The sequence below is a fragment of the Vibrio sp. HM8-C genome (assembly GCF_058630515.1).
Genome location: NZ_JBMMKS010000004.1, coordinates 82,329 through 94,739, shown reverse-complemented (window position 1 = coordinate 94,739; position 12,411 = coordinate 82,329). Strand labels below are relative to the sequence as shown.

At 43.4% G+C, this 12,411-nt stretch carries 10 protein-coding genes; 2 read left to right on the top strand and 8 right to left on the bottom strand.

Features of this window, described 5'->3' with window-relative positions; all coding sequences use genetic code 11:
- Positions 1 to 2: 2 nt before the first annotated feature.
- From ACOSVQ_RS06745 to ACOSVQ_RS06715, 7 genes are all read right to left on the bottom strand, one after another.
- Positions 3 to 1,217 carry a bifunctional succinylornithine transaminase/acetylornithine transaminase gene (locus ACOSVQ_RS06745; protein ID WP_491981953.1) on the bottom strand — a complete coding sequence of 405 codons (1,215 nt, stop codon included), beginning with the start codon at positions 1,215 to 1,217 and terminating at the stop codon, positions 3 to 5.
- A gap of 128 nt (positions 1,218 to 1,345) precedes the next feature.
- The gene (locus tag ACOSVQ_RS06740; protein WP_491981763.1) at positions 1,346 to 2,374 is read right to left on the bottom strand and encodes a GlxA family transcriptional regulator; all 1,029 of its coding nucleotides are present in this window, start codon (positions 2,372 to 2,374) and stop codon (positions 1,346 to 1,348) included.
- A gap of 542 nt (positions 2,375 to 2,916) precedes the next feature.
- A complete protein-coding gene (gene dgcA / locus ACOSVQ_RS06735; protein ID WP_491981762.1) occupies positions 2,917 to 3,900 on the bottom strand; it encodes an N-acetyl-D-Glu racemase DgcA in 984 nt (327 codons plus the stop codon).
- The gene (dgcN, locus tag ACOSVQ_RS06730) at positions 3,893 to 4,915 is read right to left on the bottom strand and encodes an N-acetyltransferase DgcN (RefSeq protein WP_491981761.1); all 1,023 of its coding nucleotides are present in this window, start codon (positions 4,913 to 4,915) and stop codon (positions 3,893 to 3,895) included. Before dgcN ends, dgcA begins: the two co-directional genes overlap by 8 nt.
- A 77-nt stretch (positions 4,916 to 4,992) precedes the next feature.
- Positions 4,993 to 5,745: an ABC transporter permease gene (locus ACOSVQ_RS06725; RefSeq protein WP_491981760.1), complete on the bottom strand. Its 753-nt coding sequence runs from the start codon at positions 5,743 to 5,745 to the stop codon at positions 4,993 to 4,995.
- Between the two features lie 10 nt (positions 5,746 to 5,755).
- On the bottom strand, positions 5,756 to 6,472 hold the full coding sequence (locus ACOSVQ_RS06720) for an ABC transporter permease (RefSeq protein WP_491981759.1): 717 nt from the start codon (positions 6,470 to 6,472) through the stop codon (positions 5,756 to 5,758).
- 103 nt (positions 6,473 to 6,575) lie between these two features.
- The gene (locus ACOSVQ_RS06715) at positions 6,576 to 7,355 is read right to left on the bottom strand and encodes a transporter substrate-binding domain-containing protein (RefSeq protein ID WP_491981758.1); all 780 of its coding nucleotides are present in this window, start codon (positions 7,353 to 7,355) and stop codon (positions 6,576 to 6,578) included.
- 141 nt (positions 7,356 to 7,496) lie between these two features.
- Between ACOSVQ_RS06715 and ACOSVQ_RS06710 the strand changes: the two genes are divergently transcribed.
- Positions 7,497 to 8,447, top strand: coding sequence for a LysR family transcriptional regulator (locus ACOSVQ_RS06710; protein WP_491981757.1), 951 nt, complete (start codon positions 7,497 to 7,499; stop codon positions 8,445 to 8,447).
- Between the two features lie 24 nt (positions 8,448 to 8,471).
- Here the strand turns inward: ACOSVQ_RS06710 and ACOSVQ_RS06705 are convergent, their stop codons facing one another.
- Positions 8,472 to 10,403, bottom strand: a complete 1,932-nt coding sequence (locus ACOSVQ_RS06705; RefSeq protein WP_491981756.1) for a diguanylate cyclase — start codon at positions 10,401 to 10,403, stop codon at positions 8,472 to 8,474.
- Positions 10,404 to 10,713: 310 nt separating this feature from the next.
- On the opposite strand from ACOSVQ_RS06705, the gene ACOSVQ_RS06700 reads away from it, so the two are divergent.
- Complete coding sequence (locus ACOSVQ_RS06700) at positions 10,714 to 12,411, top strand: GGDEF domain-containing protein (protein ID WP_491981755.1); 1,698 nt, start codon at positions 10,714 to 10,716, stop codon at positions 12,409 to 12,411.

Below are 12,411 nucleotides of genomic sequence, written 5' to 3'. Positions count from 1 at the left end.
CCTTATTTTGTATTTAAGAACGCTTCTAATGCTTGCTCAAAACGATCAAGACCAGAGTCGATTTCTTGCTCAGAAATATTTAACGCCGGAGCAAAACGCACCACATTTGGCCCAGCAATCAGAATCATCAAACCGTGCTCTGCGGCAATGTTACTGATGGCTTTTGCTTGACCCACATAGTCTTCTGCCAACTCACAGCCAATCAACAAACCCATACCACGCACTTGTTTGAATACAGAATGTTTTTGGTTAATTTGAGCTAGACGAGTGAAGAAACGATCATGACTTGCGGCTACACCGTGCAAAAACTCAGTGTTGTTAACTTGGCTAAGAACCGCATTGGCAACCGCTGAAGCAAGTGGGTTACCACCGTAAGTCGTACCATGTGTGCCCACAGAGAGTGCTTTTGCAAACTTGTCAGTGGTTAGAATGCCACCGATTGGGAAACCGCCACCCAGAGCTTTCGCTGTTGACAGAACGTCTGGTTCTACACCGTAGTTCATGTATGCGTAAAGTTGACCTGTACGTCCTACACCTGTCTGAACTTCATCGAAAATCAGCACTGCGTCGTTGTCGTTACATAGCTGACGCAAGCCTGCTAAGAATTCTGGAGTCGCTGGAATCACACCACCTTCACCTTGCACTGGCTCAACGATTACTGCGCAAGTTTGTGGACCAATCACTTTCTTAGCGGCTTCTAAATCATTGAAATCCACATGATGAATACCGCCCGGAAGTGGTGCGAAATCTTGTGAGTATTTAGGCTGGCCGCCAGCTGTTACCGTGAACAGCGTGCGACCGTGGAATGCATTGCGAAAAGCCACGATTTCGTTCTTGTGTGTACCGTGGTTATCTAACGCGTATTTACGAGCCAGCTTTAATGCTGCTTCGTTTGCTTCGGCACCTGAGTTACAGAAAAACACTTTATCAGCGAATGTGTTTTCGACCAGTGTACGAGCTAGCTCAAGTACAGGTTCGTTGGTGTAACCATTACCGAGGTGCCAAAGTTTGTCGGCTTGTTCAGTAAGAACAGCTTTAAGAAGTGGATTAGCATGACCTAAAACGTTAACGGCAATGCCGCCCGCAAAATCGATGTACTGTTTACCAGACTGATCGTAAACCGTAGAACCTTCACCCTTTACAGGAATGAATGGTGCCGGAGCGAACATAGGGATCATGTATTGGTCAAAATCAGTTCTGTTTGGTGTAAGCGTCATCTTGATTGCCTCTGTGTATAGTTCCATTATTTTCAGAATACGCGACGAGTTACGATATTACGTTCGTAAAAACGACCTGTTTTTATATATTTTCACCTTCCATTAACAAATAAGGTCGCTTTTTCACATTAACTCCTAGTTGCATATAAACGCTTTGAACGCTCTTCCCTTGGCGTGATTTCAAAGAACGATTTATAGGCAGAAGAGAAATGGGGGCCACTAGAAAAACCGCAGCTCAGCCCGATTTGCACTACCGACAAGTTGGTGGTTTGTAATAGCTCTCTTGCTTTCTTTAATCTCAGTTGCAAGTAGTAACGTGCTGGCATGGTGTCGAGGTAGCGTTTAAAAAGACGCTCTAACTGACGTCTCGATACGTGAACGAGGTCAGCGATCATATCTGCAGACAAAGGTTCTTCGAGATTGCTCTCCATCAACGAGATGGCTTTTTCCAACCTTGGCGGCAGTTCGCCGTGTGTGACTGCATCACTTACTGGCTCATTTTGTTGTTTATCTCTTTCGATATACAACTCATCTGCGACGGTACGTGCTGCCACGTCATTTTCATGTGTGGCTAAATAAGCTAAAAGAAAGTCTAAACAGTCCGAATACCCTGCGCAGCTGGCCAATTTTTCGCAATGGCGGAAGCGTTCGTATTGAACTTTCAACTGCGGATATTTGGCTTTAACTTCATCTTCCCAGCGCCAATGGATTGCCCATGAATCATCGTGTCCAATACCACTTTCCAATAACCAGAACCACCCTGCATCTAGACTTATTACGAATGAATGCTCTTGTTGATAGTAGTTTTGCAGCGCTTGAATGGTCGATGTTGCTGGTGAAGATTGAGGTAACTGCTCGGCAGCGATAATAAGCGCATCGTAATCGTTGATGTCTTTAAGTGCTGCCTGTGTTGTTAATAAAAGCGATGGTAATAAAATCGATGGTAATGAGAGCGTTGGTGATGCAAGAGTCGGAGCTGAACTACTAAGAGGGATGCTGACCCCTGCTTGTTCACCCACATAAATAAGCTGAAACTTTTCTTCACCTAGCATCTGGTTCACTCGAGCAAAAGGCTCAGTGATTGCTCCTAGCGTTAGCAAAGAGCATTGATTAGGGATGTAAATCCCGATTCTGTGCTGTGAAGAAATGTTAGGCATACTTATGTCAGCGCTTCCAACTAAAGTTAACTACTCAATCTGACGTTAGCAGAAGTAGCTTACATTCGAATTTTAGGTCAATAAGTGCCGATAATGAAATTTCCTAAACCAGCTCATTTCGAATAAATAATCACCAAGATATTTAAATGATGAAAATATATTCATTGGTTGTGGCTAAATAAAATAAATAACATTATTGACCATTTTGTTTGTTGAACGATTTTACCGCAAAAGATTATTCATAGCATAATCAAAAGCCAACAAATGAAACAAATTGGAAACATGAACACAGACTTTTTAATTTATAACACAATGAAAATTAACGATTAATTTATTTTTCATTTTTTCGGTTTTGGTTGGGGTGACGAATAAAGTGCGGTTTATTGTTGATGATATATAAATATGAAAATTATGAATTTATATCTAATTCATCTGGTTTTGAGCATAGGTATTTAGGTATTAATATAAAGAATGAACGTAAAAACAGGGTGAATAAAAACGCTCACACAGAGTGAGCGTTTTAGTAGTAAATGGAAGGGAGTTTATCCCCAAACAGCAGGGTTGGGCTCAACCTGACTTTGATGATAGTTAAGGGCTGGTGAGCGATCTTTCGATAACAGCAGAGGGCCGTCAATGTCTACCCAGCGTGCTTGTTGAGCCAAAAGTAGGGCAGGAGCCATCGCCAATGACGTGCCGATCATACAGCCGACCATGATTTCAAACCCCATCTCTTGTGCTTCTTCTAGCAGAGCTAAGGCCTCTGTCATTCCACCAGTTTTATCCAACTTAATGTTGACGGCCTGATAGCGACCTTTCAACTTCGAAAGTGACGAACGATCGATACAAGATTCATCAGCGGTAATCGGTAACTCTGGCGTGATGGTTTCCAACAGATGTTCTTCCTGATCGTTCAATGGTTGTTCCACCATCTCTACGCCCAATTTAGCAAGCTCTGGTAAGTAGGCTTTTAGCTGTTCAAAGCTCCATCCGGTGTTTGCATCAATCACCAAACGCACATTTGGAGCAGCTTCACGAACAGCTTTAACACGTTCTAAGTCACCTTCTCGACCCAGCTTGAGTTTGAGAATTGGACGATCTTTTTGCAGCGCTGCCGCTCTCGCCATTTTTTCAGGTGTGTCGAGAGACAGAGTAAACACCGTTGTGACTTGTTTTGGTGCTTGTGCAAAACCTGCCATTTGCCACGCTGTTTGCTTGTTCAGTTTTGCTTCTAGTTCAAACAGTGCGCAGTCAATAGCGTTTCTCGCAGCTCCTGCAGGCATGATTTCACGAAGCGTGTCTCGGCTTATGCCAGATTCCACTTCGGCTTGGAATGCCTCAACCATAGCGAGAACGTCTGGATATTCGGGTTCGAATACATCCATACGTTCACATTCACCACGGCCGATACAACCAGACTGTTCGACTTCTACCACGACAACTTCGCCGTGCAGCATCGGAGCCATGCGAGAGATGACGAAAGGTTCGTGCAGTGGCCACTGTTCAACCCTAATCGACATCTTACGCATAACAAACCTCTTCAAGCTGATCGACAATGGAAGCCACACCAGTACGAACTGGATCGACAACAGGCACTCCGAACTGTTTCTCTACACGAGCAATCTCTGCCAGTGCTTCTTCTTGGCTTAGATTAACAGTATTAAGCGCAATGCCGCCTAAGCGAATATTCGGGTTAGTTACGCGCCCCATAGTTAGGTTGATGTCGATGATGGTTTGTAGATCTGGAACAGTAAAACCAGGCATTTCATCCATTTGAACACGACCAGCTTCGTGGCAAACGATGATGACATCAGCCTGTGCGCCATGAAGCAGACCTAAGGTTACACCAGCATAAGCAGGGTGAAGCAGAGAACCTTGACCTTCGATGATATCCCAGTGATCTGGCGCGTTATCTGGCGTTAGAGTTTCAACCATACCGGAGATGAAGTCCGACACTACCGCATCAACCGGTACGCCGTTTCCTTCAATCAGAATGCCTGTTTGACCTGTTGCACGAAACGTTGCAGGGATGCCACGTTTTTGCATTTCACGATGAATAGCAAGGGTAGTAAACATTTTGCCTACACAGCAGTCAGTACCCACGCTGAGTAGTCGTTTACCAGTGCGAGGTAGGCCGGTTCCACAGACCATTTGGCCTTGTGGAACACGCACATCTAGCAATTGTTGACCCGTACGTTCAGCGGCTTCTACCAAACGTGGGATGTCATTAAGACGCATATGCAGACCACTTGCGATATCCAAGCCCGCTTCCATGGCATCGATTAAAAGATCAATCCACTCAGAAGGCAGCGTGCCGCCAACAGGTGCTAAGCCAAGAATAAAGGTTTTCGCACCACATGCAGCGGCTTCGCGAGGATTCATCTCAGGCAGACCTAGGTCGGCTTTTGCGCCAGCAAGACGATATTGAGCAAGACACTTTTCTGGACGCCAGTGGGCAACACCTTTTGCTACTTTAGCCATAAGGAGATCATTTGCGTCACCAAGAAATACTAAATAAGGTGTTTTCAATTCAATTGTATTCATCGTTTAAGTCCTTGTTCAGGTAAAGCGAATCCCCAAGAGCGTCAGCCCCTGTAGATAATTGTTAGTTGATTTAAAAATTAAGTTGTTGCCGTTTTGGAGCGATCGTTTATGGATCGATTGTTTATTTGAACCGACGGTTTATTTGGTGACCGCTGAACTTGGTGTCGGTAGAGATAACGTTCAGCAAAACGCCAAGCGATAACAAAGCTGGTGGTTATCACCAAATACATCGCAGCGGCGTAAAAATATGTTGTGATATCGAAAGACTGCGAGAACGCTCGACGAGTTTGTCCCATCAAATCCATCACGGTAATAACACTTGCGACCGCGCCACCTTTGAGCATTAAAATGCACTCGTTACCCAGAGCGGGGAACGCAATTCGGTAGGCGAGGGGTAAAACAATATGTCGATACAGCAGGCTATTTTTCATGCCCATTGATTTTGCAGCTTCAATTTCGCCAGCATCAACGGATTGAATTGCACCACGCATAATTTCTGTTTGATACGCCAGTGAGTTGAGCGTGAAAGTGAGCAAAGCGCAGTTCATCGGGTCTCTAAAAAATTGCCACAATCCCATTTCCATCAAAAACGGACGGAATTGACCAGAACCGTAGTAAACCAAAAACAGTTGAGCAATCAGTGGAGTACCACGAAAAAAAGAAATGAAAATCTGCACAGGTGTCCGGTACAGTCTTGATTTCTGAATGCGCAATATCGAAGCGGGTAATGCCAATAGTGCTGCAATAACAACAGATATCACGGTGATCTTGATGGTCAACCATGCGCCGATTAGGAGCATAGGTGCTATTTTTTCAATGAACTCTAGCATTGTCCCTCCTTTAACGGCTTACGCGGATACCACGTTTAGAATGTGCTTCCATGTTTGATAGCAAGCGTTCGCAACATGCGCACACTGCCCAATAAACCAAACAGATTGTCAGATAGAACAGAAACGGCTTTTTCGTTGCTCCAACGGCGATGTTGGCGGCGCGCATTAGATCGTTCAATGCTATAACGGAAACCAGTGCGGTATCTTTTAGCAAGTTAATCCAGAGGTTGCCCAACCCCGGTAGAGCAAGGCGCAATAGCTGAGGACGTTCGATATGCCAGAAAATCAGCCAAGGGCTCATCGAAAGAGAATAGCCTGCTTCACGTTGACCTTTATCGATCGCTTTCCAAGCACCACGCAGTACTTCAGCTGCATAGCTACTAAACACTAGACCTAAAGCAATCACACCAGCACCGAAAGGATTTAACTCAAAAAAGCCATTGCTTGGGTCAAGCCATTTCAGTGTTTTGTTTATCAATAGCCCAACACCGTGGTAAATGATGAACAGTGTGAGCAGCTCAGGTAGACCTCGCAATACCGTGGTATACGTTGTAGCAAACCAACGGCTAGCAGGGCGATGACTTACTGATAGCGCGGCGACACCAGTGCCAATCACCATACCGACAGGTAGAGCGCACAGGGCAAGTCCTAATGTGATGGCTAAGCCTTTTAGTAATTCATCACCCCAACCTTGGTCACCAAAACTGAGGTACATCAGATAGTCCATTACACGCGTCTCTTTGAGTTATCTTTCCGCTCTGACTGGGTGGCACAAAGCCACCCTTTATACTGCTATTTCAAGCGCCTTTAGTTAGTGCTCAAGTTAGTGCTTATTGAAGCGTTAACAGGTTGATGGAGAAGTACTCATCGTTAATTTTCTTATAAGTACCGTCAGCAATGATGTTGGCTAGAGCTTGGTTTAAGCGCTTTAGTAGCTCTTTATCTTCTTTACGCAGTGCCATGCCTACACCGTCGCCAACATAAGCGCGGTCAGTAATTAAGTTGCCTGCTTTTTGACAGCAAGAGCCGTCGTCAGAGTTAATCCAATCTGTCATCGGCATAATGTCACCCGCTTGTGCGTCAATACGACCACTTGCTAAGTCGAGGTTGACTGCATCTTGAGTCGGATATAAGCGGATTTCAGAATCTGGGTATTGTGCAAGAAGGTATTCTGCTTGCGTGGTTGAGCTTTGTGCGCCGATGATCATGCCTTTCAATGCGGAAGGGGAAACGTCTTTGATGCCTGAATTTTTATCAACAACGAAAGTCATTGCTGATGCTTGATAAGGTGCGCTGAACGAAACCTGTTTTTTGCGCTCATCAGTGATGAACATCGAAGCCAGAATCACATCGTATTTGCCAGCCAATAGCGCGGGAATAATACCATCCCAGTCTTGAGCAACGAACTCACAATCAATTTTCATATTGGCACACAGTGCTTTACCAATCTCAATATCAAAGCCTGCTAACTGACCGTCAGGCGTGTAGTAGTTGAATGGAGGGTATGCGCCTTCAGTACCGATTTTGAGTGTTTCTGCTGATGCGCCAGTAGATGCGAGAAGTGCGATACCTGAAGCAAGCAGAGTGCTGAGTAGTTTTGCTTTTGCCATTGTGATGTCCTTTTCGTAATGGTTGCAGATTTAAATTGCTGTTTATTGAGTATGTGCAAAGTTAGTTAATATCCATAATGATGAATAAATATGATATACATAGCCTGTCGCTATGGATAAATCACTCAATGGGATGACGAAATGCTGAACGCTAAAGACCGATTACTTCGCAATCTGGATTGGAATCTGCTCTATACCTTTTTAACGATTGTGAATGAAGGGGGGATTAGTGCCGCTGCACGTCGATTATCCTTGAGCCAACCAAGTGTGAGTAATGCTCTCAAGCGATTAGAAGATCATCTTGATAAGCGATTAATACTGCGTAAGAAAGGTGTATTCACCCTTACGTTGCATGGTATGCGAGTGTACGAATACGCATCATCGGTCGGGCGTATTGTCGGAACAATGGCGGATCAGTTCGTTGACCAGACCGATAACATTCAAGGAGAGCTAACGATTGAGATTGCCAGCCATCTTCAATGCCCGGCGTTTGATACTACGCTTGCTCAGTACCATAACTTGTTCCCCAACGTGATTTTCAATATCAATACGTTTCCAAGTGCCGATATCGTCAGCCATGTGACCGAAGGTGTTTTACATATCGGATTAAGCAACAAGAAAATCGCTAAAACAGGTGTGAGATGCGATTTTATCGGCTATGAACAGATGGGCTTTTATTGTGGTCGAGCACACCCATGTTTTGGTCGCAAAGATCTGACGCTAGAAGATATACGTGGCTTGCCATACATCTCATTTGAAAGCGACCAGCCCGGAGAAGGCTTAGATGCTATCGCGCAGTTCCGAGATCAAAAACAGTTCTGGGGTAAGTTGGTGGCGGTATCTTCAAACCTTGAAGAGGTGCGTCGTTTAATCATGACCGGAATCGGCTTTGGAGCGTTAACCGTGGAAAGTGCCAAGCCGTTTGTTGCACAAGAGCTTTTGTGGGCATTGCCTCCCTATGAATCACTGCCGGTTACGGACATGTATTTGGTAACGCCAGATACAGTGAGTTTGAATGAAATCGAATCAAAGTTTGTTCAAATGCTAAAGCAGAATACTCAGGCTCTAGTGAGAAGTAATCTCAATGTCTAAACATCGTATGTGGCAAGCGTATTTTTACTTGGACGAAACCTGAGTCAGCTCTTTGTACACTTCCACTCTATTTCTACCTAGATGTTTGGCTGTATAGAGCGCTTTATCTGCTCTCTCAAGTACCTTATCTACATCTGTATCAAGCAGGTTGAGCATGGTTATGCCCATGCTGGCTGTGCAATGAATGATGTCATGCTCCGATACTATTGGGCATTCTTCTATCCGCTTGCGAATACGATTAGTGAAATGAGCGGAGAGCTCGGCTGTCGTTCCAGTCAATATCAATCCAAATTCCTCACCACCCAAACGACCAACAGAATCGACTTTACGTATTTCATCGCTGAGGATATTCGCTACAGCAACCAAAACTTTGTCACCCACACCATGACCGTAGGTGTCGTTAATATTCTTAAAGTGGTCTAAGTCGAGGTAAATTACTGTGACAGCGTCACATTGTTTTCTATGATAGCGTTCCAATTCATTGGTGAGTTGTTCCAGAAAGACACGGCGTGTCGGAAGTCCAGTAAGTGCATCTGTCGTTGCGAGTTTATGCAACTCATTTTCTAAACGAATACGGTCTGTGATGTCCCGCGATGAAGCATAGAAAAATTCGCCATCGCTGGTGGAGATCCACTTTGCATTGATCTCGACATCAATGATAGAACCGTCCTTTCTTCGATGCTGGGTTTCTAGTTTTTTAGACTCTGTACCAAAGGTGGCCATTGCGGCAGCAATTTCTTCAGGGCGTAGTTTTGCTTCCCAATCCCTAACATTAAGTTTTGCAGTTTCCTCTTCTGAGTATCCAAGTAAATCTGCAAATGAATGACTAAAAGCAACCACATTTCCTTGTTTATCGAGTACATGTATGCCGTCGCTTGCCATATCCATATATATTTTGTTTTTCTGATGTAAGTTATTAATGCGCAGATTAAGATCCATTAATTTTTCAATATAATTCCCGCGATTGGTGTAATCGGTAAAAAATTTATTCAAAACACTGGCAAAAATAAAACCAAATAACACTGTTATGGCTAAGGTTATTGTGGAGCTATAGATAAAACTTTTTCTCGATAATGATTCCTGCAAATTTGTATACGTACTATTTAGCGATAGAACTAAAATCAATTTCTGTGGAATAGGAAGATTCAACTTGCGCGAATAGAAAGTGGAGGTTTCATAAGTATCGTTAGCAAGTACTTCGTTGAATTGAGGAATATCTACGTAGATATTGTTATTGCCACTGTAGCGGCTCCAATTGCGTGCTCTGTCATAGTGAATCAAGATTTCTCCGTCACTGTCGACCAATATTGAATGATACAGCGGAGCATTCGCAAAGGTGTCAAACAACGGTTTGAGGAAATAGTTAACGATTAAAATTCCGTTAAAGTTGTTCTTATAGGAGAGGGGCATAACCGCGCGCATTGTCGGTTTATAGGGAATTTCAACGCGTCCATTTTCCTCATTCAAATCGAGGTTAGAAAACCAGATTTGGTCGGCTTTTCTCTCTATTGAATCGTAGAAAAAATAGCGATGAGATTTATTCTGAAGTTTGCTTTCTTCAACGATTTTTACTGGTGCACCTAGGTTGTCCCTGTCAATTCTGACGACTTCCTTACCCGTGCTGTCGATATAACGGATTTTCATTATATCGTCCTGGCTTTGAACGATAGTCAAAGCCATTTGTTCAAAGCTTTTCTTATAGGCTATGGGATTATCTAGAAACTGATTAAAAATTGAGCTTGCTCTTATTGCATTGATGGTATTCTGCGAATCAACAAAGAAGTGAGCAATTAAGTCTTCTCTTTCTTTGGTTTTTTGTTTTGCGTTGACTAGAGCAATAGTTTCGGTTTGTCCCTCTAATATCACTTCTCTGGTCAAGAACTCGGTTACGACGACAAGCGCCCCAAACGTTATTAGGATAAATATAAGTTTTGGAAGGCTACTGTGTAGTCGCATCTACGGTTTCCGATTTTTGCCTGTTCTATAAAGATAGTCAGTTATTAAGATGTTGCCTGAATGATATGCGGTTTATTTGGGCGGGAGTTATTCAACCTTCGTCGAATAATGATTACTTTGGGAAAGATTACGTTAGCTAGTGCATATAAATATGCCGTAGATTCCACTTTCATTTAGCAACATTATTGCATTTCACAATCTATGCAATTAATGGATGATTAGCATCCCAATCATCTGATATTGTTTTATTAGCGTTGGCTAAAGCTTTTGATGTGGTTGTACAAGTATTAATGTTTCACTGGAGAAGGTAATGAAGTTAAAGCCTCAGTTTATGTTAGTTACTGCTCTGGTGTTTATTGTCACTGCAGGCGCTGTCTCTTGGTCAGTTCGTACGCTGGCAGAGGGAATCATTGAACAATGGGCTCCGCGTTTTATTACCAAACAAACCCTTTATGACAAAAGCCGTACACTACAGCCTATTTTGCGAGAGCTTGCACTTTCTCGCCAGCTTGCCACGTCAAACGTTATTAAACAGTGGGCTCATTATCCTCATAATGAAGCGCTGCAAGATGTTGCGCTCGATGAGCTCGAAAACTACCGCCAAAACTTCCAAGACAAAAGCTACTTCGTTGCTTTGTTAAGTAACGGGCATTATTACCATAACAACCAACAAGATGAGTTCAAAGGTAACGAATTTCGCTACGTTTTGGACCCGAATAAACCCGCAGACAGTTGGTTTTACAACCTCATTGAACAGAAGAGGGAAATTCACATCAACGTGAACCCAGATGTTGAGCTGGGAATAACAAAGATGTGGATAGATGTCTTGATTAAAGACGGTGATGAAATCTTGGGCATGGTAGGAACTGGTTTGGATTTAACCTCATTCCTTAAGAATGTTGTCGAAGAGGATGAGCCGGGCATACACAGCTTATTCGTCGATCACTCTGGCGCAATTCAACTTCATCGCGATAAAGAAATGATAGATTTTGGTACCGTGACAAAAACTCGCGGAGCACATAAAACGATTGACCTGATTTTCGAAAACAGCAGTGATTTAAGTAACATTTATAGATTGATGCGTGAGTTAGAAGCGGGTGAAAAGCAAGTCGCTACGGCTTTTGTTGATATCCAAGATTCACGTCATTTAGTCGGTTTGGTTTATTTGCCTGAAATAGATTGGTACGAAATAACACTTATCGATTTGAGCATCTTTCTTCCCATTTCGCATTTCACCAAGATTGTCGTTGTGTTTGTTATAACCTTATTGGTAGCGCTATTGTTGATGAACTTGGTGCTAAACAGGTTGGTTTTAAACCCAATCAGCGAACTCGATAAAGCTCTAGTACTGTTTGAAAAAGGGCAGGATCCTAGTTCGGAAATCACAACTCGCAGACGTGGTGAACTTGGTCGTGTTATCAGTCATTTTATTCAGATGGCTGAAACGGTTTTGCAATCCAAGCGAGAGTTGGAACGTAAAGTTCAGGAAAGAACGGCAGAGTTAGAACGTCTTACTCAAATAGACCCATTAACAGAACTGTATAACCGTCGTGGTATGGCAGAGCAAATTGAAGTGAACCTTGCTCGAGCTAGCCGAGAAGATATACAACTAGGTCTATTATGGGTAGATATTGACTGGTTCAAAGATATCAATGATACCTATGGTCATGCGGCTGGCGACGAATCGTTGAAAGCCATGGCGGAAATTATTAAACAAACTATTCGTTCTTACGATGTCGCCGCTCGCTGGGGTGGGGACGAGTTTCTTGTTCTGCTAGTCAACGTTGAAGAGGATGATTTAGTTCAACTTGCAGATCGTTTGTGCTCCCAAATCTCTAGCCATAAGTTCTCTGACAGCTTTTCGATTAGTGTGAGTATCGGTGGATCTCTGTATGTGCAAGGTCAGGACATCGATACCTTGCTGCAAAACGCTGATCAAGCTCTATATAAAGCGAAAGAAAATGGAAGAAATGGCTTCTACATCAATGATATTAAGCCGTTTGACTAA

Bases quoted from the DNA above. Each gene is read 5' to 3' on its own strand.
- ACOSVQ_RS06745 (WP_491981953.1), bottom strand. From the start codon at position 1,217: ATGACGCTTACACCAAACAGAACTGATTTTGACCAATACATGATCCCT.
- ACOSVQ_RS06740 (WP_491981763.1), bottom strand. From the start codon at position 2,374: ATGCCTAACATTTCTTCACAGCACAGAATCGGGATTTACATCCCTAAT.
- dgcA (WP_491981762.1), bottom strand. From the start codon at position 3,900: ATGCGTAAGATGTCGATTAGGGTTGAACAGTGGCCACTGCACGAACCT.
- dgcN (WP_491981761.1), bottom strand. From the start codon at position 4,915: ATGAATACAATTGAATTGAAAACACCTTATTTAGTATTTCTTGGTGAC.
- ACOSVQ_RS06725 (WP_491981760.1), bottom strand. From the start codon at position 5,745: ATGCTAGAGTTCATTGAAAAAATAGCACCTATGCTCCTAATCGGCGCA.
- ACOSVQ_RS06720 (WP_491981759.1), bottom strand. From the start codon at position 6,472: ATGGACTATCTGATGTACCTCAGTTTTGGTGACCAAGGTTGGGGTGAT.
- ACOSVQ_RS06715 (WP_491981758.1), bottom strand. From the start codon at position 7,355: ATGGCAAAAGCAAAACTACTCAGCACTCTGCTTGCTTCAGGTATCGCA.
- ACOSVQ_RS06710 (WP_491981757.1), top strand. From the start codon at position 7,497: ATGCTGAACGCTAAAGACCGATTACTTCGCAATCTGGATTGGAATCTG.
- ACOSVQ_RS06705 (WP_491981756.1), bottom strand. From the start codon at position 10,403: ATGCGACTACACAGTAGCCTTCCAAAACTTATATTTATCCTAATAACG.
- ACOSVQ_RS06700 (WP_491981755.1), top strand. From the start codon at position 10,714: ATGAAGTTAAAGCCTCAGTTTATGTTAGTTACTGCTCTGGTGTTTATT.